The sequence below is a fragment of the Streptomyces sp. W16 genome, assembly GCF_033194735.1.
Lineage (GTDB): Bacteria > Actinomycetota > Actinomycetes > Streptomycetales > Streptomycetaceae > Streptomyces.
On sequence record NZ_JAWOAI010000106.1, the window covers coordinates 1 to 22,866 of the forward strand.

The window sequence follows — 22,866 nt, forward strand, 5'->3', positions numbered from 1 at the left end:
CTCGGCCGGGTCCAGCTGGATCTGCTGGTGACGGGCATGACCGAGCGGCTCGACGCGGCGGCACAGGCGGTGCCCGCGCTCCGGCCGTACGCGCCCGGACTGCGTACGGCGTTCTCGGCGCTGGCCGATCTCGCGGCCGAGGGCCACACCTGGACCGCCCAGCGCATCCACGGCGACCTGCACCTCGGCCAGTGCCTGCGCTCGCCGTCCGGGGAGTGGTCGCTGATCGACTTCGAGGGCGAGCCGTCCCGGCCGCTGGCGGAGCGCCGGCTGCCCCAGCCTCCGGTGCGGGACATCGCGGGGATGCTGCGCTCCTTCGACTACGCGGCCCACTCCGCCGACCCGCCGGCCCCGGGCTGGGCAAGCAGGTGCCGGGCCGCCTACTGCTCCGGCTACGCGGAGATCACCGGTGCGGACCCGCGCACCGACCCCGTCCTGCTCCGCGCGTACGAGACGGACAAGGCGATCTACGAGGTCGTCTACGAGGCCCGGCACCGCCCCGACTGGCTCCCGGTCCCGCTCTCCGCCGTACGCCGCCTCGCCAACCCCACCACCTGACCCACCCCGCCCAGGAGGCCCCGCCCGTGACCCCGCGCCCCCCGTCCAACGGTCCGGATCCGAAGAAGGCCGCCGCGAAGAAGGCGACGGCCAAGAAGGGTGCCGGGAAGAAGAGCTCAGCGAAGAGAAGCTCGACGAAGAAGAATTCGCTGAAGAAGGCGTCGGCCAAGAAGACGAGCGCCGCTGACAAGAAGGCCGCGCGCGAGACGGTGACGGCCGACACGGGGACCGACTCGACAACACCCACACCCACACCCACACCCACGCCCGCACCCGCACCCGCACCCGCACCCGCACCCGCACCGGAGATCGCCATATCCCCCGCACTTGACGCCGTCGACCGCGACCGCCTCCTCCACGGCACCCACCACGCCCCCCACTCCGTACTCGGCGCCCACCCGGTCCCCGGCGGTGTCGCGTTCCGCGTCTTCCGGCCGTTCGCGCTCGGAGTGACCGTCGTGACGGGCCGGTCGACGAGCGAACTGCACGACGACGGGGACGGCTTCTTCTCGGGCCTGCTGCCCCTGCCGGACGTACCGGAGTACCGACTGCTCGTGGCCTACGACGGCACCGTGCAGGACACCGAGGACGCCTACCGTTTCCTGCCCGCGCTCGGCGACCTGGACCTGCACCTGATCGGCGAGGGCCGGCACGAGCAGCTGTGGCAGGCGCTCGGCGCGGAGCCGATGACGCACCAGGGAATCACCGGCACCCGCTTCACGGTGTGGGCACCGAACGCCCAGGGCGTACGGGTGGCCGGCACCTTCAACTTCTGGGACGGCACCGGCGCCCCGATGCGCTCACTCGGCGCCACCGGTGTCTGGGAACTGTTCATGCCGGGCATCGGCGAGGGTGAGCTGTACAAGTTCGAGATCACCAGGCCCGACGGTTCCAAGACCATGCGCGCCGACCCGATGGCCCGCCGCACCGAGGTCCCGCCCGCCACGTCCTCCATCGTGACGGCCTCGCACCACGAGTGGGACGACGCGGAGTGGCTGGCCCGGCGGACAGAAACACCGGTCCACGAAGCGCCGTTCTCCGTGTACGAGGTGCATCTCGCGTCCTGGCGGCCCGGGTTGACGTATCGTCAGCTCGCCGAGCAACTCCCCGCCTACGTCAAGGACTTGGGCTTCACGCACGTCGAGCTGATGCCGGTCGCCGAGCATCCTTTCGGCGGTTCCTGGGGCTACCAGGTCACCGGCTTCTACGCCCCGACCGCCCGCCTCGGCACCCCCGACGACTTCAAGTTCCTGGTCGACGCCCTCCACCAGGCGGGTATCGGCGTCCTGATGGACTGGGTGCCGGCCCACTTCCCGCGCGACGACTGGGCGTTGGCCGAGTTCGACGGACGGCCCCTGTACGAGCACGAGGACCCGCTCCGGGCCGCGCACCCCGACTGGGGCACCCTGGAGTTCGACTTCGGCCGCCGTGAAGTCCGCAACTTCCTTGTGGCGAACGCCGTCTACTGGTGCGAGGAGTTCCACATCGACGGTCTGCGCGTGGACGCGGTCGCCTCGATGCTCTACCTCGACTACTCACGCGAGCCGGGCCAGTGGACCCCGAACGAGCACGGCGGCCGGGAGAACCTGGACGCCGTCGCCTTCCTCCAGGAGATGAACGCGACCGTGTACCGCAGGGTGCCGGGTGTCGTGACGATCGCCGAGGAGTCCACCGCCTGGGACGGCGTGACCCGCTCCACCGACACCGGCGGTCTCGGCTTCGGGTTCAAGTGGAACATGGGCTGGATGCACGACTCGCTCGACTACATGACACACGACCCGGTCCACCGCCGGCACCACCACGGCGAGATGACCTTCTCCATGGTGTACGCGTACAGCGAGAACTACGTCCTCCCGATCTCCCACGACGAAGTCGTCCACGGCAAGCGCTCGTTGGTGTCGAAGATGCCCGGCGACTGGTGGCAGCAGCGCGCCAACCTCCGCGGCTACCTAGCCTTCATGTGGGCCCACCCGGGCAAGCAACTCCTCTTCATGGGCCAGGAGTTCGCCCAGGGCGCCGAGTGGTCCGAGACCCACGGCCCCGACTGGTGGCTCCTCGACCCGGCCTACGGCGCGGAAGCCGACCACCGGGGCGTACGCGACCTGGTCCGCGACCTCAACATCGTCTACCGCACGACCCCCGCCCTCTGGCAGCTCGACACCACCCCCGCCGGTTTCCAGTGGATCACCGGCGACGCCGCCGAGGACAACGTCTTCGCCTTCCTCCGCTACGACACCGACGGCTCCCCCCTCCTCGCCGTCAGCAACTTCTCCCCCGTCGTCCGCCACGACTACCGCCTCGGCGTCCCGGACGACACCCCGGCCTGGCACGAAACCCTCAACACCGACACCGCGGTCTACGGCGGCAGCGACGTCACGAACCCCGACCCCGTCAAGCCGGAACCGACTCCCTGGCACGGCCGCCCGGCGAGCATCCGGCTTACGCTGCCGCCACTGGCGACGGTGTGGCTGCGCCCGGCCTAGAGCGCCTCCGGTACATCGGCGAGCGCGCGCGGCAGCGCCCCCGTGTGCAGCACCCCGAGCCGCTGAGTGGCCCGGGTCAACGCCACATACAGGTCACTCGTGCCGTACCGACCGGGCTCTACGACGAGCACGGAGTCGAACTCCAGCCCCTTGGCCTGCCGCGGGGTGAGGAGAACGACGCTCCGCGTCAGATCCGGCTCAGCGCCCGCCGTCACTCCGTCCAGCCGCGCGGCCAGCCGCCGGTGCAGGTCACGCGGGGCGATGACGGCGAGGCGGCCTTCGGCCGGGGTGAGTTCGCCGACGGCTTTGGCGACCGCACCCGGCAGATCGTCGGTGGCCCGCACCCAAGGCCGCACGCCAGTGGCCCGTACCGAACTCGGCGGTTCGAAGTCGGGCTTCTCGGCGCGGACGACGGCCGCCGCGAGGTCCATGATCTCGGCGGGGGTGCGGTAGTTGACGCCGAGGCGGGTGTGGGTGAAGCGGTCCTCGACGTAGGGGGCGAGGATCTCCGACCAGGAGCCGACGCCGGCCGCCTCCGCCGTCTGGGCCGGGTCGCCGACGAGGGTCATCGAGCGGGTCGGGCTGCGCCGCATCAGCAACCGCCAGGCCATCGGGGAGAGTTCCTGCGCCTCGTCGACGATGATGTGGCCGAACGCCCAGGTGCGGTCGGCCGCCGCGCGCTCGGCGGCGCTGCGGTGGTCCTCCTCCTCGTGCCGCTCGGCGAAGCGTTCGGCGTCGATGATGTCGTGCGCGGACAGCACCTCGGAGCCCTCGGGGTCACCCTCCTCCTTGTCCTCGAACTCGAACGTCCGGGAGGCGAAGGACACGTCCAACACGCCCTGTGCGAACGACACTTGCTCCTCGCGCTCGCGCTGGACCCGCGCCCGCCGTACCCGGTCGTCGCGGCCGAGGAGTTCCGCGGCCTCGTCGAGCAGCGGTACGTCCGCCACGGTCCACGCCCGGGTCACCGGGCGGCGGATGGCGTCCGCGTCGTCGTCGGAGACGTAGCCCACCGGGTCGGCGAGGAAGTCCGCGACGAGGTACTGCGGGGTCAGCCGCGGCCACAACTGGTCGATGGCGGCCCAGACTTCGGGGTTCTCGGCGAGTTCGTCGCGGATCTGGGTGATGTCGCTGGGGTCGAGCAGGTTGCTGCCGTCGAAGGGGTCGGTGCCGATGCGTTCGGCGACCATCTCGGTGAGCGTGTTGAGGATGTGCCCCTCGAAGTGCTCCCGGGCCGCGTTGTGCGGGAGTTGGGCCTCGCGGGTGCGGTCGCGGGCCATCCGTACCAGGCCGTCGTCGAGCATGAGGATCTCGCGGTCGTGCTCGATCGCGATCACCGGGTCGGGCAGCGACTGCCAGTCGCGTACGACGGCGGCGAGGACGCCCGCCATGTCGGCGCGGCCCTTCACGGCCGCCGCCGCCCGGCTGTCGGTGGCCGTCGCCTTCACGCCGGGGAAGAGTTCGCCGACCGTCGCGAGGAGCACGCCGGTCTCCCCGAGGGAGGGCAGCACCTCGCCGATGTAGCCGAGGAAGGCGGGGTTGGGGCCGACGATCAGGACGGCCCGCTTGGCGAGCAACTCCCGGTGTTCGTAGAGGAGATACGCGGCCCGGTGCAGCGCGACGGCGGTCTTGCCGGTGCCTGGGCCGCCCTCGACGACGAGCACTCCGCGATGGGGCGCCCGGATGATCTCGTCCTGTTCGGCCTGGATGGTCTGCACGATGTCGCTCATCCGGCCGGTGCGCGCCGAGTTGAGCGCGGCGAGCAGCACGGCGTCGCCGCTGGGGTCCTCGTGGCCGGTGCGGGTGGCGTCCCCGAGGTCGAGGATCTCGTCGTGCAGGGCGGTGACTCGGCGGCCGTCGGTGGTGAGGTGCCGGCGGCGGCGCAGGCCCATCGGGGTGTGGCCGGTGGCGAGGTAGAAGGGGCGGGCGACATCGGCCCGCCAGTCGATCAGGATGGGGGTGAGGTCGGCGTCGTCGGCACGGATGCCGATACGGCCGATGTGGTGCCGGACTCCGGAGGTCAGGTCGATCCGGCCGAAGCAGAGCGAGCCGTCCACGGCGTTCAGCGCGGCGAGCAGCCCCGAGCGCTCGGCGACCAGGATGTCCCGCTCCAGCCGGGCCTGCATGGGCGTGTTGCCCTGCCCGAGCGCGTCCGTGACGGAGTCCTCGGTGGCGCCGCGCAGCGCGTCCACGCGTGCGTACAGACCGTCGATGAATTCCTGCTCACCGTGAATTTCATCGCTGTTTGACAATTCCACTCCCGGACCTATATACTGTGCTCACTGAGCCTCTTTGCGACTCAATTCCCGTGAAGTCGCGAACCATTGAATATACGCAAAGAAATCCCCCGAGCGCAATTGCTCGGGGGATTTCTTTGCGTATCGGGCGGGATCACAGCACGTCGGAGAGCTCCTCCAGCAGCCGCCGCTTGGGCCGGGCGCCCACCATGGCCTTCACCGGCTCACCGTCCCGGAACACCATGAACGTGGGCATCGAGAGAACCTTGTAGGCGTTCGTGGTCTCCGGATTCTGATCGACGTTCAGCTGCACCACCTTCAGCCGCTCACCCTCCTCCGCGGCGAGGGCCCGCAGCACCGGTCCCATCTGCCGGCACGGCGGGCACCAGTCCGCGGTGAACTCCACCAGTACCGGCAACTCCGCCCCGATCACCTCCGCCGCGAAATTCTCGTCCGTCACGTCCGTCACGCCCGCCATGTCGATCACAGCTCACGCCCTCCCAGTTCGCACAATGGTGGTGGCTCGTCGGCCGACGCCAGCCGCACCCCGATCTCCGCCCGCACCGCCTGCAACTCCCCGATCAGGGAATCCAGTTCGGCCAGCTTGCGCCGGTAGACCGCGAGCGACGCCGGGCACGAGTCGCCCTCCGGGTGCCCGGCCCGCAGACACTCCACGAAGGGCCGCGTCTCCTCCAGGTCGAACCCGAAGTCCTGCAAGGTCCTGATCTGCCGCAGCAGCTTCAGATCACCCTCGTCGTACGTCCGGTACCCGTTGCCGCCGCGCCGCGCGGGCAGCAGCCCCCGCGACTCGTAGTACCTGAGAGTCCGCGTCGTGGTCCCGGCCCGCGCGGCCAGCTCGCCGATTCGCATGCCCACGACGGTAATCCTTGACGTCGGCGTCAGGGCAAGAGCGGCTTCCGCTCCACCGGGGAGGTCAGCACGATCGACGTCGTGGTGCGCCCGAGCACGGAGACCGCTTCGAGGACGTCCTCCAGATGGACGGTGTCCCGGACGACGACTTTGAGGATCCAGCAGTCCTCGCCGACGACATGGTGCACCTCGGTGATCTCGGGGCGCTCGATCAGCTCCAGGGTCCTGGGGTGCTTCAGGTTGTAGCCGCCGTGCGGGTTGACCCGGATGAACGCCTGGATGCCGTAACCGAGCCGGCCCGGGACCACCTGGGCGCCGTAGCCGCTGATCACACCCGCGACCTCCAGTCGCCGCACCCGCTCCGTGACCGCCGCCGGGCTCAGCCGGACGCGCCGCCCGAGCTCGCTGAGCTTGATCCGGCCGTCGGTCTGGAGGAGCTGGAGGATCTCCCGGTCCAGCCCGTCGAAGGCGACCGAGGTTTCATTGGCGGTGGCACGAGAATGCCGTGGTTCTTTCGGTGCGGCGGCCGGAATTCCCATGTCTTCCCCTTCAGTCCTCGCGGATACGCCAGCAGAATTATGGTCATGGAAAAGGCGCGAGAGGTACTGGTCATCGGCGGGAACCGCTACTTCGGCAAGCGGCTGATCGCACGGCTGCTGGCCGCCGGGGACCGGGTCACGGTCCTCAACCGCGGCTCGTCGGCGCCGCCCGCCGGAGTGGCGCACCTGATCGCCGACCGCGACGACGAGGACGCGCTGCGCACCGCGCTCGGCCCGCGCACCTTCGACGTCGTCGTCGACCAGGTCTGCTACACCCCGCGCCAGGCGGCGATCGCCCGCCGCGTGTTCACCGGCCGCACCGGCCGCTATGTCATGACGTCGACGGTCGAGGTGTACGAGTACGAGGACTCGCCCGCGCTCGTGAGCGAGGCGGCCGTCGATCCGCTCGCCGTGCCCGTCGACCTCGAACTCCCCTGGGACGAGCCGGAGTTCCTCGACACGCACTACGGCGAGGGCAAGCGGCAGGCGGAGGCCGTCTTCGCGGCGGCCGGAGGGGAGTTCCCGTTCACGGCCGTCCGGGTGGCCCATGTCCTGGGCGGCGCCGACGACTTCACCGGCCGCCTCACCCACTACGCGGACCGCATCCGCGCGGACGAGCCGATCACGGTTCCCGCCACCAACCACCCGGCGACCTACATCCACGTCGACGAGATCGCCGACTTCCTCCTCTGGGCGGCGGGCCAGGACTTCACCGGCCCGGTCAACGCGGCCTCCCACGGCCTGCTGACCACGGAGGACCTGTGCGAGGCGATCGCCGCGCACCTCCCCTCCGGCAGCACGGCCTTCCGGACGGTCGAGGTGGGCGAGACCTCCCCGTTCGCGTTCGCCCGCGGCTACGGCATGGCCAACTCCCGTGCGGAGCAGCTCGGTTTCGCCTTCGGTGACGTACGGCGGTGGCTGCCGCAGGCGGTCGCCGAGACCCTGGGAAACGACACGGGAAAGGCCAACTGACATGCGGTACCGCACACTTGGCGACCTGCGCGTGAGCGCCGTAGGACTCGGCGCGATGCCGCTGTCCCTCGCGGGCCGCCCGGACGAACAACGCGCCCTCGCCACCGTGCACGCCGCGCTGGACGCGGGCGTGACCCTGCTGGACACGGCGGACTCCTACCACCTCCCAGGTGCCGAACCCGGTCACAACGAACGGCTGATCGCCCGCGCGCTCGCGAGCTACGGCGGCGACACGTCCGACGTGCTGGTCACCACCAAGGGCGGACGCGGCAGACCGGCCGACGGCAGCTGGACGGTGACCGGTTCCGCACGCCATCTCAAGGCCGCCGCCGAAGCCTCCCTGAAGCGGCTCGGCGTGGACGCGATCGGCCTCTACCAGCTGCACAAGCCCGACCCCGCGGTGCCCTACGAGGAGTCCGTGGGCGCCCTGCGCGAACTGCTCGACGAGGGCAAGATCCGGCTGGCCGGCATCTCCAACACGGACACCGGCCTGATCCGCCGGGCCCACGCGATCCTCGGCGACCGCCTCGTGTCCGTGCAGAACCAGTACTCTCCCGCCGTACGGGACAGCGAGCCGGAGCTACGGCTGTGCGCCGCACTCGGCCTGGCCTTCCTGCCGTGGAGCCCGCTCGGCGGCATCTCCCGCAGCTCCCTGGACGGCCCTGCGAACCCGGACGGCGAACCCGGCTTCGACGCCTTCCGTTCCGTGGCCCGCGAGCACGGGGTCAGCCCCCAACAGGTCTGCCTGGCCTGGCTGTTGGCGAAGTCGCCGACCGTGATCCCGATTCCGGGTGCCAGCCGGCCGGAGTCGATCCGGAACTCGGCACGGGCGGCGGACCTGGTGCTGAGCCAGGCCGAACTGACCCGCCTGGACGCCACGTGAGGAACTCGTGGACCAGGGTGTCAGACCATGACCCCGGCGGACGTCTCCACTTCGAGCAGGGACGCGCTCTCGCGTTCCTCGTCGAAGGCCTTGCGTCCGCCGCGCAGGCCGAACAGCCGCTTGGCGAGGGCGATGTAGAGAACGGCGAGGATGTTGAGGACGAGGGTGGCGATCTTCAACCAGCTGATGTGCTCGGTGAGTTCGTAGATCTCAAGCGGCAGGAACGCGGCGGTCGCGACCACCGTCAGATACTCCGCCCAGCGCTTGGCGTACCAGAGCCCGCCGGCCTCGACGAGTTCGATCAGCGCGTACGCCAGCAGCAGTACGGCGACCAGGACCAGCGTGGAGTGCTTGTAGCCGAAGGTCTTCTGGATGGAGCCGACGACCGGCGAGTGGTCGAGGTCGTAGTGGAAGTGCTTGAAGACGGGCCGGAAGACGTTCAGATAGTCGTCGAAGAGCTTGCGCACCGAGTCCTGGCTGTTGCTGAACTTCCACACCGCGGCGGCGACCAGCACGATGAACACCCCGCGCACGGCCCGCTCGATCGCCAGGAACCGCAGGATGAACAGGTCCCTCAGCACCTTCCCGCGCGGCACCAGCGGGGCGTTCTCGGCCGCCCCCGAGCCGTGCGGGTCACCGAGCGCGAAGTCGCCGCAGCGCAGACAGCGCCAGGCCGTACCGAACTTGGTCTCGACGCACAGCCGCTCCCGCAGCACCGTCTCGTCGGGCGCGTACGTCACATGCCCGTGCCGTGCGCAGTGCCGCCGGTCCCAGTCGATCTTCATACCCATGTCCCCCGTGACTCCCGCCGAACGCGAACGTGCCGCACCGCGCCGGAGGTTTCCGGCACGGCACGGCACGCTAGTACATCCCCAGTACATCCCTGTAAGGACCGGGCGGCTGAGCGACGGGGGGACACCCAGCCGCCCGGAGTCCGTGGGGCGTCCGGACCTTGTTCAGGTGGGTCCGGGCGCCCCGCTCGGGGGGGCGGGTCAGGCCTTGGCGAGTTCCTTCTCGCCGCCCTGCTCGGGCACGCCGTCGAGGTGGTCGTCGCCGTCCTCGTCGAGCAACGTCTTCTCGTCGAAGGGCAGTTCACCCGCGAGGACCCGGTCCACCCGCTCCTTGTCGACCTCGCCGGTCCAGGTGCCGATGAGCAGCGTGGCGACGGCGTTGCCGGCGAAGTTGGTGACCGCGCGGGCCTCGCTCATGAAGCGGTCGATGCCGATGATCAGGCCGACACCGTCGACCAGGGCCGGCTTGTGCGACTGCAGACCACTGGCCAGTACGGCGATACCGGAGCCGGAGACACCGGCCGCGCCCTTGGAGGCGACCATCATGAAGAGCAGCAGGCCGATCTGCTGGCCGATGTTCATCGGCTGGTCCATGGCGTCGGCGATGAACAGCGAGGCCATGGTCAGGTAGATCATCGTGCCGTCGAGGTTGAAGGAGTAGCCGGTCGGCACGGTGATACCGACGACCGGACGGCTGACACCCAGGTGCTCCATCTTCGCGATGAGCCGCGGCAGCGCGGACTCGGAGGAAGACGTGGAGACGATCAGCAGGAACTCCCGGCCGAGGTACTTCAGCAGCTGGAAGAGGCTGACCTTGGCGACCAGCTTGGTCAGCGTGCCGAGCACGACCACGATGAACAGGAAACAGGTGACGTAGAAGCCGAGCATGATCGTGCCCAGCGCCTTGAGCGCGTCCATGCCGGTCTCGCCGATCACCGCGGCCATCGCGCCGAAGGCACCGACGGGCGCCGCCCACATGATCATGCCGAGGATGCGGAAGACCAGCTTCTGGATGTACTCGACACCGCGCAGCACCGGCTCGCCGGTCCGGCCCATGGCCTGCAGCGCGAAGCCCGAGAGCAGCGCGATCAGCAGCGTCTGGAGGACCTGGCCCTCGGTGAAGGACGACACGAACGTGGTCGGGATGATCCCGAGCAGGAAGTCGACCGGCCCCTCGGCGGCTGCCTTCGCCTGGTCGTGTCCGACGCCCTTGACGGCCTCGGTCAGGTGCATCCCGCTGCCCGGGTGGATGATGTTGCCGACGACCAGGCCGATGGCCAGCGCCACGAACGACATGGTGATGAAGTAGCCGAGCGCGAGTCCGCCGACCTTGCCGACCTGCGCGGCCTTCCGTACGGAGCCGACGCCGAGCACGATCGTGCAGAAGATGATCGGCGAGATCATCATCTTGATCAACGCGACGAAGCCCGTACCGAGCGGCTTCAGCTCCTTGGCGAAGTCCGGCGCGATGAACCCGACGGCGATACCGAGGGCGACCGCGACGATCACCGCGATGTAGAGGTAGTGGGTGCGGTCCCGCTTCGCGGGCGGTGCTGCGGGTGCGGCAGATGCGGGCGTGCTGGCCACGGCTGCCCTCCTTGACGACGTCGTCGGCATCATCCGGCGTGCGGCTCACGACCGGCGGAACCCGGACCGCGAGTGCGGCTCACGTCCGGGGATTCATGGGATTCACGGGTTCTGCGGGTGCTACGGGTTCTACGGCGATCCGCACCGAGCGATGTGCGGACCGGTCCGGGAGGCGGCTGCTTCCGGGGGTTGCGGTGACTATCTCCCGGCTTGTGAGGGCGGTCACCCTTACGTTCATTTAGTTCGCGCCAGATCGGAGAGGCACACTGACGACATGCGCTTCCCGCACGTCCCCCGCCCCCGCAGCCTCGCCGGCCAGCTCTTCGGCATGCAGGCGGTGCTGATAGCGGTCGTCGTCGCCGGGTACGCGCTGTTCACCTACGTCAGCGACCGCAGCCAGGCCGAGGACGCGGCGGGCCGCCAGGCCACGGCGGTGGCCCGCTCGGTCGCGGACTCCCCGTCGGTGGTGGCGGCGATCGGTACGTCCGACCCCACCGCGCATCTGGAGACGTACTCCCTCCGCGTCCAGCGCGACACCCAGGTCGACTTCGTCACGATCATGAACCCGCAGGGCATCCGCTGGACCCACCCGGACAAGGACCAGATCGGGAAGAAGTTCCTCGGCCACATCGGACCGGCCCTGAAGGGCGACTCCTTCACCGAGACCTACACCGGCACCCTCGGCGCGTCCGTCCGCGCGGTCACCCCCATCTACGACACCGGCCACACCCGGATCATCGGCCTGGTCAGCGCCGGCATCCGGGTCGAGGCGATCACCCAGCGGGTGCAGGACCAGGTGACGGCCCTGATCGGCGTCGCGGCCGGCGCCCTGGCACTGGGTGCCGTAGGAACGTACGTCATCAACGCCCGCCTCCGCCGCCACACCCACAACATGAACGCGACCGAGCTGAGCCATATGCACGACTACCACCAGGCCGCGCTGCACGCGGTGCGGGAAGGGCTGCTGATGCTCGACGGGCAGTACCGGGTGGCGCTCATGAACGACGGCGGGCGCGAACTGCTCGGGGTGACGGGGGATGTGGTGGGGCGGTCGGTGGCGGATCTCGGTCTGCCCGCGCCGCTGACGGGGGCGCTGCTGTCGTCGGAGGAGCGGGTGGACGAGGTGCATCTGACGGCGTCACGGGTGCTGGTGGTGAACACCTCGCCGGTATCGGGCGGCGAACGCCGGGGAACTGTGGTGACCCTCCGCGATGTCACCGAACTCCAGTCCCTGATGGGCGAGTTGGACTCGGAACGCGGCTTCACCCAGGCGCTGCGCTCACAGGCGCACGAGGCGGCGAACCGCCTGCACACGGTCGTCTCGCTGATCGAGCTGGGACGCGCGGAGGAGGCGGTGGACTTCGCGACGGCCGAGTTGGAGTTGGCCCAGACGCTGACGGACCAGGTCGTCTCGGCGGTCAACGAGCCTGTGTTGGCAGCCCTGTTGCTGGGCAAGACGGCCCAATCCAACGAGCGGGGTGTCGAGTTGGTCGTATCGGAGGACAGCGGCCTGGACGACGGCCTGCTGCCGGATTCGCTCTCCGCCCGGGACTTGGTGACGATCCTCGGGAATCTGATCGACAACGCGGTGGACGCGGCACAGGGAAGCCTGCGGGCGCGAGTCACGGTGACGGCACGCACGGAGGCGGACGCGGCGGGCTCCGGCTCCGCGCTGGTACTGCGGGTGGCGGACACGGGGACGGGCGTGGCTCCGGCGCACGCGGAGGCGGTCTTCCAACGGGGCTTCTCGACGAAGCCGGCGGGGCCGGGCGGCCGGGGCCTGGGGCTGGCGTTGGTACGGCAGGCGGTGAACCGGCATGAGGGGACGTTGACAGTGGCGGAGGCGGAGGGAGGCGGGGCGGTGTTCGAGGTGCGGTTGCCGTTGTGGGGGACGGAGGAGGGCGAGGCCGGTGTCCGGACGTCGTCTTCCAAGGGCCCTACGTCCAGAGGTTCTGTTTCCGAAGGTGGTGCCTCATGACCACGGCCGACCCGATCCGCGTCCTCATCGTGGAGGACGACCCCGTCGCCGCCGACGCGCACGTCATGTACGTCGGCCGGGTGCCGGGCTTCGTGGCGGTGGGAAAGGCACACACCGGGGCGGAGGCGCGCCGGGCGCTGGAGCGTACGCAGGTGGACCTGTTGCTGCTCGACCTGCATCTGCCGGACGCGCACGGACTGCAACTCGCACGGTCGCTGCGGGCGGCCGGTTACCACGCGGACGTGATCGCGGTGACGTCGGCGCGGGACCTGGCGGTGGTACGGGAGGGGGTCTCGCTGGGGGTCGTCCAATACGTACTGAAGCCGTTCACGTTCGCCACACTGCGGGACCGGCTGGTGCGCTACGCCGAGTTCCACGCGGCGGCGGGCGAGGCGAGCGGCCAGGACGAGGTCGACCGGGCGCTGGCCGCGTTGCGGGCGCCTTCGCCTGCGGCGCTGCCCAAGGGGTTGAGCGCGCCGACGCTGGAGAAGGTGACGGTCGCTCTGCGGGACTGCGGGGAGGGGCTCACGGCGGCGGGGGTTGCCGAGGCGGTCGGAATCTCGCGGATCACCGCTCGGCGGTACCTGGAGCATCTGGTGGAGGCGGGGCGGGCGGCGCGTAGTCCGCAGTACGGGACTGTGGGACGGCCCGAGTTGCAGTACCGGTGGGTCAAGGGGTAGGCGGGCGGGGCGAGTTGAAGGGCCTGGCGTAACTGAGAACCTGGTGGCCGAGGCCGACGACGATGAGCGCCTCGACGACGGACAGGGCGAGCAGGCCGGGCGACGTCTGGCCCGCGGCCCAATAGACGACGAGCCCGGCGAACGGGACGACGCAGAACGCCAGCAGATCGATCACCCCCTGGATGACCTTGCGGGAGCGTCGCCGGGTGTCGGAACGGTGGGCCGCCTCCCACGCGAATACCGCCTCGGCCTGGGCGAGTTCGGCGAGCCGGGGTCCCAGGTCATCCCGTACGTACGTCCCGATCGCGGAGATCTTCTCGTCGTTCACGAGGTAGGTCCAGCCGAGCACGACACACACCGGCGGCAGCGCGAGCAGCATCTCGGACTGCTTGGCCTGGGCCGCGGCGGCGATGACGGCGGCGACGATGGTGAGGGTGACGTAGAGGAGGTTGTCGCGGAAGCCGATACGGGTCTTCTGCTCGTCCTTGACGGTCTGGTATTCGGCGAGGAGCAACTGGCCCACGGTGACGTCACGTTCCGGCATTGCCCTCGCCTCTCCCCCCAGTGGTGCCAACACAGCATCTGCGCAGGCGACTTGGAAGTACCTTAAGGGAGTGTCTGAGATGCCTGAGTTGCCACCCACTGTCGCGGTACTGACCGCGCTGCCGCTGGAGTACAAGGCCGTGCACGCCCATCTCACGGATGTACGGCGGCGGGAGCATCCGCGGGGCACGCTGGCGGCAGTCGGCAGGCTCGCCGGAACGCCCTGGGCCGTCGCCCTGGTCGAGATGGGCGAGGGAAACCTGACGGCCGCCGCGCTCACCGAGCGGGTGATGACGTGGCTGGAGCCGCAGGCGGTGCTGTTCGTGGGGGTCGCCGGAAGCCTGAAGAGCGACATCGGCCCGGGCGACGTAGTGGTGGCGACGAAGGTGTACGGCATCCACGGCGGCAAGGAGACACCAGAGGGCTTTCTCGTACGGCCGGAGGCGTGGCGGGCGTCGCACCGGCTGACCGCAGCCGCCCGGGAGGCGTTGCGGGACGACCCCCATGCCCACCTGAAGCCGATCGCCGCGGGCGACGTCGTCCTGGCCGCACCCGAGTCCGCGCTCGCGGAACACCTGCGGAGGCACTACAACGACGCGGCGGCCATCGAGATGGAGGGCTCGGGAGTCGTGAGCGCCGTCGACCTCGCCGGCGGTGACGCGCTGGTGATCCGGGGAATCAGCGACCGGGCCGATGCGGGCAAGTCCCTTGCGGACGAGGAGGGTTGGCAGCCGCGTGCCGCCGAGAACGCGGCTGCTGCGGCGGTGGCGGTGTTGCGGGAGCTGCGGCCGTTCCGTGGTGGGCGGGTCGGGGGTTCCGACAGGGAGGTCGAGGACTCCGAGGAGGGGCCCCATCGGGGGGCGACGGGGTCGACGGGGTCGACGTACGGAGGGGACCACCTCGACTTTCGGGGGAGCACCTTCAACGGGCCGTTCGTTGCCAAGCAGGTCGGACGGCGGGACGGGGAACGGTAGTTCCGGGCGGGGTTCGGTGCATGGGCCTGTGCCGGTGGCTACGGCCGCGTTGCCTGCCGTGCCGGCGGGGTTCACCGGGCGGGACGAGGACTTGGCGCGGCTGTTTCCGGTACTGGACCCGGCCGCGGAGTCCGAGCTGCCGGTGGTGATCTGCGCGGTGTCCGGGCTGGGCGGGATCGGGAAAACGTCGCTCGCGTTGTGTGCCGGGCATCGGGCGGTGCGGGACGGGTGGTTTCCGGGCGGGACTCTGTTCGTCGACTTTCGGGGGTACGACGAAGATCCGGTTACGGCGGATCAGGCGGTGGTCGCGCTGCTGGACGGGATGGGGGTACGGGGGGCGGATCTTCCGCAGACTGCGGCGGGGCAGTACGGGTTGTTTCGGCGACTGTTGGCGGAGGAGCGGGGGTCGATGCTGCTGGTCCTCGACAATGCGTCGGACGCAGGGCAGGTGATGCCGCTTGTGCCAGGGACAGATCATCACCGGGTGCTGGTCACGTCTCGGGATCGGTTGACTGAGCTGGACGCTCAGCTGATCGACCTCGACGTCCTCAACACGGAGGATGCCACCGACCTCATCAACAGGTCCTTGCGGCTCAGCGACCGCGCCGACGATCGGGCGACGCGCGAACCGGAGGCTGTGTCGGAGCTCGCCACGCTCTGCGGCCACCATCCGCTCGCTCTGAGGATCACCGCCGGCATGCTGCGCAAGCGCCGTCACCGTTCCGTCGCGTCCCTCGTGAACGAGTTGCGGGGTGCCGAGGACGTGACGGCGGCTGTCGGACTCCGGCCGCTCTTCGAAGCGGCGTACGGGCAACTGCCGCCCGAGCAGGCCAGGTTGCTGCGTCTGCTTGCCCTGGCTCCGACGGCCGAAGTCGGGAGTGAAACGGCCGCCGCACTGGCAGGCCTCGGCGTCGGCCGGACGTTCGCCCTGCTCGAAGAGCTCGCCGCGTCCCACCTTGTTACGCCTGTTCCGGGAGGGGCGGATGTGCGGTGGCGGGTGCATGACTTGGTGCGGGCGTTCGGGGTGAGTGTGGTCGAGGGAGATGCGGGGTTGTGGGAGGAGGGGGAGGCGGCGCGGGAGCGGGTGCTGGAGTTCTATCTGCGGTGGGCGGAGGCGGCGGATGACCGGTTGCGGTGGCTGCCGGGGATGGCGGAGCCGGAGCGGTTTGCGGACCGGGCGGGGGCGTTGGCGTGGCTGGACTCGGAACGGGCGGGGCTGGTGGCGGCGGTGCAGTGGGCGCGGGAGGAGCGGTACGCGGCCACGGCGGTGTGGCTGTCCCAGTGTCTGGGAGAGCATCTGACGTGGCGGCGCTCTTTCGACGACTGGATCACAGTGTGTGGTGTCGCGCAGGAGGCAGCCCACCGCGCCGGAACCCAGGTGGGCGAGGCCATCGCATGGGACGGTCTCGGCAACGCCCTCCGGGAAACGGGCCGGGCGGAGCAGGCCATCGACGCCCACACCCGCGCCCTCGACCTCTTCCAAGCGACCGGGAATCACTCCCGCGAGGCCGTCACGTGGAACAACCTCGGCAATGCACTGCGGCAGACGGGCCGGGCGGCGGAAGCCATCGACGCCCACACCCGCGCCCTCGACCTGCACCAGAGGGCCGGGGATCGCCTCCGCGAGGCCATCGCGTGCAACAACCTCGGCCTCGCCCTGCGTGAGGCGGGCCGGGTAGAGGAGGCCATCGACGCCCACACCCACGCCCTCGACCTCTTCCAGGCCGTCGGAGACCGCCACGGCGAGGCCATCGCATGGAACAGTCTCGGCGCTGCCCTGTGGGAGGCAGGCCGGGTGGAGGATCAGATTGAGGCGTACAAGAAGGCCCTTGAGGGCTACCGAGAGTTCGGCAACTGGTACGAGACGGGCCGCACCCTCTCCAACCTGGCTATCGCCCACCAGCAAGCCGCCCGCCCCGCCGAGGCCCGCGCCCACTACCTCCAATCCGCCGACGCCTACACCCGAGCCAACGCCCCCACCGAAGCCGCCCACGCCCAATCCCTCGCAGACTCATTGACCTGACTAGACCACTCCACTTACCTTCACCGGGCAGCCATCCGCCCAGGCCACAACGTAGTGAGCCCGTAGGAGGTCATGCCCGTGCGCCCCACCGCCGCCCGCCCCCACCGAACTGCCCTACTCACACCCCTAGTTGCTCTCGCCGCTCTCTCCCTCGCCGCAACCACCCTCACCGCCTGCAGCAGCGGTTCCGGCAGCAGCCCCGACACCGTCAAGATCTCCTTCAAGCAGTCGACGGACAACTCCATCAAGGTGATGGACACCTACCTCGCCGACATGAAGAAGCAGTTCGAGAAGCAGTACCCCGGCAAGAAGGTCGAACTCGTCCCGATCAAGGCCCCGGACTCGGAGTACTACACCAAGCTCCAGCAGATGCTCCGCTCCCCCAAGACCGCCCCGGACCTGGTCTACGAGGACACGTTCCTCATCAACAGCGACATCACGTCCGGCTATCTCAAGCCCCTCGACTCCTACCTCTCCAAGTGGCCGGACTGGAACCAGTTCATCGACACGGCGAAGTCCGCCGCCAAGGCCGAGGACGGAAAGACGTACGGCGTCCCGGACGGCACGGACACCCGAGGCCTCTGGTTCGACAAGGGGATCTTCAAGAAGGCCGGCCTGCCCGCGAATTGGCAGCCGAAGACGTGGGACGACGTCCTCGCCGCGGCCCGCACGATCAAGCAGAAGGTCCCGAACGTCACCCCCCTCAACGTCTACACCGGCAAGCCGGCCGGCGAAGCAGCAACCATGCAGGGCTTCGAGATGCTGCTCTACGGCACCAACGACGGCACCACACCGCTCTACGACAAGTCGTCGAAGAAGTGGATCGCCGGGAGCCAGGGTTTCAAGGACGCGCTCTCCTTCGTCCACACGGTCTACAAGGACAAGCTCGGCCCGGACGTCTCGGACGCCCTCGACCCCAACATCCAGACCTACGTGGCCGGTGAACTGCTCCCCAAGGGAAAGTTGGGCATCGCGCTGGACGGATCCTGGCTGCCCCAGGCCTGGTTGAAGGGCAGCGGGCATGAATGGCCGGACTGGTCAAAGGAGTTGGGGCTCGCGTACATGCCCACGCAGAACGGCCAGGCCCCCGGCAAGGTGAGCATGTCCGGCGGCTGGACCTGGGCGATCCCCACCAAGGCCGGCAACCCCGACCTCGCCTTCGACTTCATCAAGACGATGCAGACGAAGGCGAACGCGGAGAAGTGGTACATCGCCAACTCCGGTATCTCCGTACGGAAGGACGTCGCCGCCGACCCCGCCTACGCGAACGCCCAGCCCGGCATCAAGTTCTTCACGGACCTGGTCGCGAGCACCCACTACCGGCCCGCCTACCCGGCGTACCCGAAGGTCTCCACCGCCATCCAGGAGGCGATGGAGGGCGTGACGACGGGCGACATGTCGGTGGACAAGGCGGCGAGTTCGTACGACGACGAGCTCAAGTCGGCCACGGACAACCAGGTCACCGAGAAGTGACCACCGCACCCCGGCAAGCGGCGGGCCCGGACGCGACGAAGTCCGCCCCGGGCCCGGCCCCCCAACAGTCCGCGCACCAGCAACACCCCCGACACCCCGGCAACGACCACCGCACCCTCCGCCGCGTCCTCACCCACCTCCTCCCCCTCTCCCCCGCCCTGACCCTCCTGCTCCTCTTCCTGGCCGTCCCGATCGGCTACTGCGCCTACATCGCCTTCACCGACCTCCAACTCACCGGCCAGGCCCACTCGTCGTTCGTAGGCTTCGCGAATTTCCGTACGGCCTTCAAGGACTCGGAATTCCTCAACGCGGTCTGGCTGACGCTGGTGTTCACGGTGTTGTCGTCCCTGATCGGCCAGAACACCCTCGGCCTGGCGCTCGCGACACTCATGCAACGCGCCTCAAAACCGGTCCGCACGCTCACAGGCGCGATCGTGATCACGGCCTGGGTCCTCCCGGAGGTGGTCGCGGGCTTCCTCCTCTACGCCTTCTTCCGCCGCGAGGGCACCCTGAACGCCATCCTGGACTGGCTCCATCTCCCGTCCCAGAACTGGCTGTTCACGCTCCCGATCCTGGCGGTGTCCTTCGCGAACGTGTGGCGGGGAACGGCGTTCTCGATGCTGGTGTACTCAGCGGCCCTGAACGAAATCCCCCAGGAGATCACCGAAGCGGCAGAGGTCGACGGCGCGGGCGGCTGGCGCCGCATGTGGCACATCACGCTGCCGATGATCCGCCGCTCGATCGGCACGAACCTGATGCTGAACACCCTCCAGACCCTGTCCGTCTTCGGCCTGATCTGGGTGATGACGAGAGGCGGCCCGGGAAACAAGAGCCAGACCCTCCCCCTCTACATGTACGAACAGGCCTTCCAGAACAGCATGATCGGCTACGCCACGGCGGTAGCGCTGCTCCTCCTCCTGGTCGGCTCGGTCTTCTCGGTGATCTACATGCGCCTGCTGCGAACGGAGGTCTGACCCATGGCGCTCACCCTCTCCTCCCGCCGCACGACCCGACGCCTGGCGGCGGACGCGGGGCTACTGGTGGTCGCGGCGACGTTCGTGCTGCCCCTGCTCTGGGTGGTCCTGTCGTCCCTCGACGCCCACGCGGACCTCAAGGTGAAGGCCCCCGACGGCCTGACCCTGGACAACTTCCACGCGATCCTCAACTCGGACATCACCTTCACGCCCCTGCTCAACAGCCTGATCCTGTGCGGCTTCGGGACGCTGCTGACGGTGGTGTGCTCGGCGCTGGCGGCGTATCCGCTGTCACGCTTCCGCTCGCGCCTGAACCGCCCGTTCCTCCTGACGATCCTCTTCGCGACGAGCCTGCCGATCACGGCGATCATGGTGCCGGTGTACGCGTTGTTCGTACAGGTGAATCTCATCGACACCATGCAGGGCACGATCTTCTTCTTCGCCGCCTCCCAACTCCCCTTCGCCATCTGGCTGATGAAGAACTTCATGGACGGCGTACCGAAGGAACTGGAGGAGGCGGCGTGGACCGACGGGGCGTCGTCGTTCCAGTCGCTCGTGCGGATCGTTCTTCCGCTGATGGGTCCGGGGGTGGCGGTGGTGACCGTCTTCTCGTTCGTGATGATGTGGGGGAACTTCTTCGTCCCGTTCATGCTGCTGCTCACGCCGGACCAGATGCCGGCGAGCGTGAGCATCAATGAGTTCTTCGGGAACCGGGGGATGGTGGCTTACGGGCAGCTGGCGGCGTTTTCTGTTGTCTATTCGACGCCGGTGATTTTGTTGTATGTGCTGGTGGCTCGGCGGTTGGGTGGGGGGTTTGCTTTGGGTGGGGCGGTTAAGGGGTGATGGCATTCGCCCGGGTGCGGGCTTGGGCGGCTTCGGTGGGGGCGTTAGCTCGGGTGAAGGCGTCGGCGGACTTGAGGTAGCAGGTGCGGGCATCGGCGGGGCGGGCGGCGAGCTGGTGAGCGCGGGCCAGGTTGTAGAGGGTGCTGCCCACTCGGTACCAGTCGTCGAACTCCCGGAAGCCCTCCAGGGCTTTTTCGTACGCCTCAACCGCCTTCTCCGCCCGGCCCGCCTCCCGCAGGGTGGCGCCGAGGTTGTTCCATGTGAGGGCCTCGCCATGACGGTCCCCGACGGCCTGGAACAGGTCGCGGGCGCGGGTCTGGGCGTCGACCGCCTCCCCCGCCCGGCCGTTCTGGCCGTGCACGACCAAGCGCTCGCGGCCCAGCCCTTCATCAAGAACCCCGACGCCGCCGAGGACGCCCTGACCCAACTCCTCCTGCGGGCACAGGAGATGGCGCTGCTCGAACCTGGCGTGGATCCACGGCTGGAGGCGGCCGGCCTGCTCGCCATGTCCTCGGGACTCGGCACCGGCGTCCTCGTCGGCCAGCGCAGCCCGGAGTCCGCGACCGCGATCCTGGACCACCACCTGAATCGGGTCTTCCGCACCGGCACCACGGCTGATTGACGCGCCGCGTGCCGAACGACCGACCGGGGGCCCGCGCAGAAAGCGACCACCCGGAGACCCGCCCCCCAAGCCACCGTCGAGTTTCCGCCACCCCCCACTTCCCCCCACACCCGATCATCACCCCCACCACAAACGCACTCCCCTTCGATCCCCGCCCACACACCCGAGCCCGGCCGAACGACCCCCACCCCCTCGGCCAGTGCCCGCCGCCCCGGCGAATGGCAAGGTAGAACGGCATATTCACCGCACCCCGGCCACCGTCCGACTCCCCCCGGCCGCCACTCACCGTCACCACCCACCCCCACCCCAGCCGCAACCGATCCCCTCCAGCCGACCAAATCCGTACATTCCTACAATCCGTAATCCTGGCCGAACAGACCGTAGTCACCGCACCCGGGCGCCCCTAACTTGTGCCCCGTGCGCCGACCCCCAGCTCGACCCAGCCAGTCCACGCCGCCCACACCGCCGTTCAACGCCCCCGCCGCCCGCAGGCTCCGGACCGCTCTCAACATGGGTCCCGAACACGTCGCGTACGGAATGCGTGCCTCGTTCGGGCTGCCCTACGTCACACCGGACCTGGTCATCGCCTGGGAGCGCGGGCTGACCGCGCCGTCGAGTCCCGAACTCACCGCGCTCGCGGGCGTGTTGTGGTGTTCCGCGAGTGAACTCATCGGCAGGCCACGCACGCTGCGTGAGCACCGCCTCGCCCGTGGCCTCGCGCCGGAGGACATCGCCCGTGCCGTCGGGCTCGAACTCCTGGTGTATCTGCGGATGGAGGAGAACGACGAGTGGCGCGGCACCGAGCGCCAGTCCTCCGCGCTCGCTGATCTGCTCGACCTCTCACTGCCGGACTTCATCAGCGTGACCGGACGCGACGCCAAACTCGCGGAGTTGCTGCGCAGCGCGGTGACCACACGCTGGCAGGCCTACGTACGGCCGGTCGGCAAAATGGTGCCCCTGGACCGGCATCTCCTGGAGGACTCCCTCAAGGAGCTCCACCAGGACTACCAGGGGCAGATGCTCGCCACCCTCAGCTGGGCCGGCGGCAACTCCCCCGTCGACGCGAGCGAGGCCGGCCGCGACTTCCTCGACCAGATCATCGACCGCTTCTGGTCCATGGTCGAGAGGAGTACGTACTAGGACTCTCCGGCCGGACAGTGCTCGGCGTTCGCCCCGCACAGCCGCCCAACCCCGCCCAGCCAACTACACGTTCGCCCGCCGCAGCCGCTCCGCCGCCTGCGCCCGGACCGCGTCCAGGCACACCGGAGGGTCCTCGTGCAGAGCCTCCCAGCGGGCGTTGTGCAGCGCCGGCCACAGGCTGGCCGCCCACGCGATCTCCAACTCCCCCGCGGTGAACCGGCGTTCGCGGAGCTCCTGATACGTCGTCAGGAACGCGGCGGAACTCTCGACCGGGGCCAGGGTCGGCGGCGACACGGTGGAGAACGTCCCGCACGCCGCGCCCACCAGTGCCGCCTCCGGTTGCCAGGCCAGGCTGTCCCAGTCGTGCACGGCCCACACCTCGCCGTCGCGCCAACGGAGGTTCTGCGCCTCGAAGTCGGCATGCCCCAGCACACACGGCAGGCGGCCGGAAGTCAGCAAGCGGGTGCGGGCACGCTCCGCCGTCTCGACCACGTATGCCGGTACGGCGCTCTGGTCCCGCTCGTCGAGGACGCCGATCGCCGGCCACAGCCCCGGATCCGTGTGGTCCCAGCGCGCCCAGCGCGGATTCGGCAGCGGCGGCACGACGGTCACGTCGGTCAGCTCGGCCATCAGCCGGGCGAAGACCGCCGCGTAGCGCGCGGCGACATCCGGCGAGTCGCCGCACAGCACCTCGCC

The 22,866-nt window shown here is 69.5% G+C and carries 20 protein-coding genes and 2 pseudogenes; 13 read left to right on the forward strand and 9 right to left on the reverse strand.

Annotated elements, in window-relative coordinates:
* Window positions 1-558 (forward strand): annotated as a pseudogene (locus tag R6V09_RS16525) (maltokinase N-terminal cap-like domain-containing protein); the annotation flags it as partial.
* A gap of 26 nt (window positions 559-584) precedes the next feature.
* Window positions 585-3,041 carry a 1,4-alpha-glucan branching enzyme gene (gene glgB / locus R6V09_RS16530; protein ID WP_317882173.1) on the forward strand — a complete coding sequence of 819 codons (2,457 nt, stop codon included), beginning with the start codon at window positions 585-587 and terminating at the stop codon, window positions 3,039-3,041.
* Here glgB and R6V09_RS16535 read toward each other — a convergent pair.
* The 4 genes from R6V09_RS16535 to R6V09_RS16550 all read right to left on the reverse strand — a co-directional run bounded on the left by R6V09_RS16535 (window position 3,038) and on the right by R6V09_RS16550 (window position 6,687).
* Entirely contained in the window at window positions 3,038-5,293 is a 2,256-nt protein-coding gene (locus tag R6V09_RS16535; RefSeq protein ID WP_442810068.1) for a HelD family protein, read from the reverse strand. The two genes, glgB and R6V09_RS16535, sit on opposite strands and share 4 nt — an antisense overlap.
* A gap of 139 nt (window positions 5,294-5,432) precedes the next feature.
* A complete protein-coding gene (gene trxA / locus R6V09_RS16540; RefSeq protein WP_317882174.1) occupies window positions 5,433-5,765 on the reverse strand; it encodes a thioredoxin in 333 nt (110 codons plus the stop codon).
* Window positions 5,762-6,148 carry a MerR family transcriptional regulator gene (locus R6V09_RS16545; RefSeq protein ID WP_317882175.1) on the reverse strand — a complete coding sequence of 129 codons (387 nt, stop codon included), beginning with the start codon at window positions 6,146-6,148 and terminating at the stop codon, window positions 5,762-5,764. The genes trxA and R6V09_RS16545 overlap by 4 nt, the downstream gene beginning before the upstream one ends.
* Window positions 6,149-6,177: 29 nt before the next feature.
* Complete coding sequence (locus tag R6V09_RS16550) at window positions 6,178-6,687, reverse strand: Lrp/AsnC family transcriptional regulator (protein WP_317882176.1); 510 nt, start codon at window positions 6,685-6,687, stop codon at window positions 6,178-6,180.
* Between the two features lie 39 nt (window positions 6,688-6,726).
* Between R6V09_RS16550 and R6V09_RS16555 the strand changes: the two genes are divergently transcribed.
* Both R6V09_RS16555 and R6V09_RS16560 read left to right on the forward strand, forming a co-directional pair.
* On the forward strand, window positions 6,727-7,659 hold the full coding sequence (locus R6V09_RS16555) for an NAD-dependent epimerase/dehydratase family protein (RefSeq protein WP_317882177.1): 933 nt from the start codon (window positions 6,727-6,729) through the stop codon (window positions 7,657-7,659).
* A gap of 1 nt (window position 7,660) precedes the next feature.
* On the forward strand, window positions 7,661-8,542 hold the full coding sequence (locus R6V09_RS16560; protein WP_317882178.1) for an aldo/keto reductase: 882 nt from the start codon (window positions 7,661-7,663) through the stop codon (window positions 8,540-8,542).
* A gap of 20 nt (window positions 8,543-8,562) precedes the next feature.
* Here R6V09_RS16560 and R6V09_RS16565 read toward each other — a convergent pair whose 3' ends face one another.
* Window positions 8,563-9,327 (reverse strand): DUF2127 domain-containing protein, encoded by a 765-nt coding sequence (locus R6V09_RS16565; RefSeq protein WP_317882189.1) that lies wholly within the window; start codon window positions 9,325-9,327, stop codon window positions 8,563-8,565.
* A gap of 207 nt (window positions 9,328-9,534) precedes the next feature.
* Window positions 9,535-10,953 carry a cation:dicarboxylate symporter family transporter gene (locus tag R6V09_RS16570; protein WP_317882179.1) on the reverse strand — a complete coding sequence of 473 codons (1,419 nt, stop codon included), beginning with the start codon at window positions 10,951-10,953 and terminating at the stop codon, window positions 9,535-9,537.
* 241 nt (window positions 10,954-11,194) lie between these two features.
* Here R6V09_RS16570 and R6V09_RS16575 point away from each other — a divergent pair, with 241 nt between their 5' ends.
* Window positions 11,195-12,898, forward strand: a complete 1,704-nt coding sequence (locus tag R6V09_RS16575; RefSeq protein ID WP_317882180.1) for a sensor histidine kinase — start codon at window positions 11,195-11,197, stop codon at window positions 12,896-12,898.
* A complete protein-coding gene (locus R6V09_RS16580) occupies window positions 12,895-13,578 on the forward strand; it encodes a response regulator (RefSeq protein ID WP_093629187.1) in 684 nt (227 codons plus the stop codon). Before R6V09_RS16575 ends, R6V09_RS16580 begins: the two co-directional genes overlap by 4 nt.
* On the opposite strand, the gene R6V09_RS16585 is transcribed toward R6V09_RS16580, so the two are convergent.
* Window positions 13,568-14,122: a hypothetical protein gene (locus tag R6V09_RS16585; protein ID WP_317882181.1), complete on the reverse strand. Its 555-nt coding sequence runs from the start codon at window positions 14,120-14,122 to the stop codon at window positions 13,568-13,570. The genes R6V09_RS16580 and R6V09_RS16585 overlap by 11 nt on opposite strands.
* Before the next feature lie 79 nt (window positions 14,123-14,201).
* On the opposite strand from R6V09_RS16585, the gene R6V09_RS16590 reads away from it, so the two are divergent.
* The 5 genes from R6V09_RS16590 to R6V09_RS16610 all read left to right on the forward strand — a co-directional run bounded on the left by R6V09_RS16590 (window position 14,202) and on the right by R6V09_RS16610 (window position 20,408).
* Window positions 14,202-15,095, forward strand: coding sequence for a 5'-methylthioadenosine/S-adenosylhomocysteine nucleosidase (locus R6V09_RS16590; protein ID WP_317882182.1), 894 nt, complete (start codon window positions 14,202-14,204; stop codon window positions 15,093-15,095).
* Window positions 15,096-15,237: 142 nt separating this feature from the next.
* Entirely contained in the window at window positions 15,238-17,118 is a 1,881-nt protein-coding gene (locus tag R6V09_RS16595) for a tetratricopeptide repeat protein (protein WP_317882190.1), read from the forward strand.
* Window positions 17,119-17,190: 72 nt separating this feature from the next.
* Window positions 17,191-18,591: an extracellular solute-binding protein gene (locus R6V09_RS16600; protein WP_317882183.1), complete on the forward strand. Its 1,401-nt coding sequence runs from the start codon at window positions 17,191-17,193 to the stop codon at window positions 18,589-18,591.
* Window positions 18,588-19,565 (forward strand): carbohydrate ABC transporter permease, encoded by a 978-nt coding sequence (locus tag R6V09_RS16605; protein WP_442810069.1) that lies wholly within the window; start codon window positions 18,588-18,590, stop codon window positions 19,563-19,565. Before R6V09_RS16600 ends, R6V09_RS16605 begins: the two co-directional genes overlap by 4 nt.
* Window positions 19,566-19,568: 3 nt before the next feature.
* The gene (locus R6V09_RS16610) at window positions 19,569-20,408 is read left to right on the forward strand and encodes a carbohydrate ABC transporter permease (protein WP_317882184.1); all 840 of its coding nucleotides are present in this window, start codon (window positions 19,569-19,571) and stop codon (window positions 20,406-20,408) included.
* On the opposite strand, the gene R6V09_RS16615 is transcribed toward R6V09_RS16610, so the two are convergent.
* The gene (locus R6V09_RS16615; protein ID WP_317882185.1) at window positions 20,398-20,769 is read right to left on the reverse strand and encodes a tetratricopeptide repeat protein; all 372 of its coding nucleotides are present in this window, start codon (window positions 20,767-20,769) and stop codon (window positions 20,398-20,400) included. The genes R6V09_RS16610 and R6V09_RS16615 overlap by 11 nt on opposite strands.
* Between R6V09_RS16615 and R6V09_RS16620 the strand changes: the two are divergent.
* A pseudogene (locus R6V09_RS16620) lies at window positions 20,752-21,030 on the forward strand (TetR family transcriptional regulator C-terminal domain-containing protein); the annotation flags it as partial. The gene R6V09_RS16615 and the pseudogene R6V09_RS16620 overlap by 18 nt on opposite strands.
* Window positions 21,031-21,540: 510 nt before the next feature.
* On the forward strand, window positions 21,541-22,170 hold the full coding sequence (locus tag R6V09_RS16625; RefSeq protein WP_317882186.1) for an XRE family transcriptional regulator: 630 nt from the start codon (window positions 21,541-21,543) through the stop codon (window positions 22,168-22,170).
* 63 nt (window positions 22,171-22,233) lie between these two features.
* On the opposite strand, the gene R6V09_RS16630 is transcribed toward R6V09_RS16625, so the two are convergent.
* Window positions 22,234-22,866: hypothetical protein (locus tag R6V09_RS16630; protein ID WP_317882187.1), on the reverse strand; the 633-nt coding region annotated here is incomplete at its 5' end.

What these genes read in the sequence shown, in the direction of transcription:
- R6V09_RS16585 (WP_317882181.1), bottom strand. Translation starts at nt 14,122, where the DNA reads ATGCCGGAACGTGACGTCACCGTGGGCCAGTTGCTCCTCGCCGAATAC.
- R6V09_RS16600 (WP_317882183.1), top strand. Translation starts at nt 17,191, where the DNA reads ATGCCCGTGCGCCCCACCGCCGCCCGCCCCCACCGAACTGCCCTACTC.
- R6V09_RS16555 (WP_317882177.1), top strand. Translation starts at nt 6,727, where the DNA reads ATGGTCATGGAAAAGGCGCGAGAGGTACTGGTCATCGGCGGGAACCGC.
- R6V09_RS16570 (WP_317882179.1), bottom strand. Translation starts at nt 10,953, where the DNA reads ATGATGCCGACGACGTCGTCAAGGAGGGCAGCCGTGGCCAGCACGCCC.
- R6V09_RS16575 (WP_317882180.1), top strand. Translation starts at nt 11,195, where the DNA reads ATGCGCTTCCCGCACGTCCCCCGCCCCCGCAGCCTCGCCGGCCAGCTC.
- R6V09_RS16560 (WP_317882178.1), top strand. Translation starts at nt 7,661, where the DNA reads ATGCGGTACCGCACACTTGGCGACCTGCGCGTGAGCGCCGTAGGACTC.
- R6V09_RS16590 (WP_317882182.1), top strand. Translation starts at nt 14,202, where the DNA reads ATGCCTGAGTTGCCACCCACTGTCGCGGTACTGACCGCGCTGCCGCTG.
- R6V09_RS16545 (WP_317882175.1), bottom strand. Translation starts at nt 6,148, where the DNA reads ATGCGAATCGGCGAGCTGGCCGCGCGGGCCGGGACCACGACGCGGACT.
- R6V09_RS16580 (WP_093629187.1), top strand. Translation starts at nt 12,895, where the DNA reads ATGACCACGGCCGACCCGATCCGCGTCCTCATCGTGGAGGACGACCCC.
- R6V09_RS16625 (WP_317882186.1), top strand. Translation starts at nt 21,541, where the DNA reads ATGGGTCCCGAACACGTCGCGTACGGAATGCGTGCCTCGTTCGGGCTG.
- R6V09_RS16550 (WP_317882176.1), bottom strand. Translation starts at nt 6,687, where the DNA reads ATGGGAATTCCGGCCGCCGCACCGAAAGAACCACGGCATTCTCGTGCC.
- R6V09_RS16610 (WP_317882184.1), top strand. Translation starts at nt 19,569, where the DNA reads ATGGCGCTCACCCTCTCCTCCCGCCGCACGACCCGACGCCTGGCGGCG.
- R6V09_RS16565 (WP_317882189.1), bottom strand. Translation starts at nt 9,327, where the DNA reads ATGAAGATCGACTGGGACCGGCGGCACTGCGCACGGCACGGGCATGTG.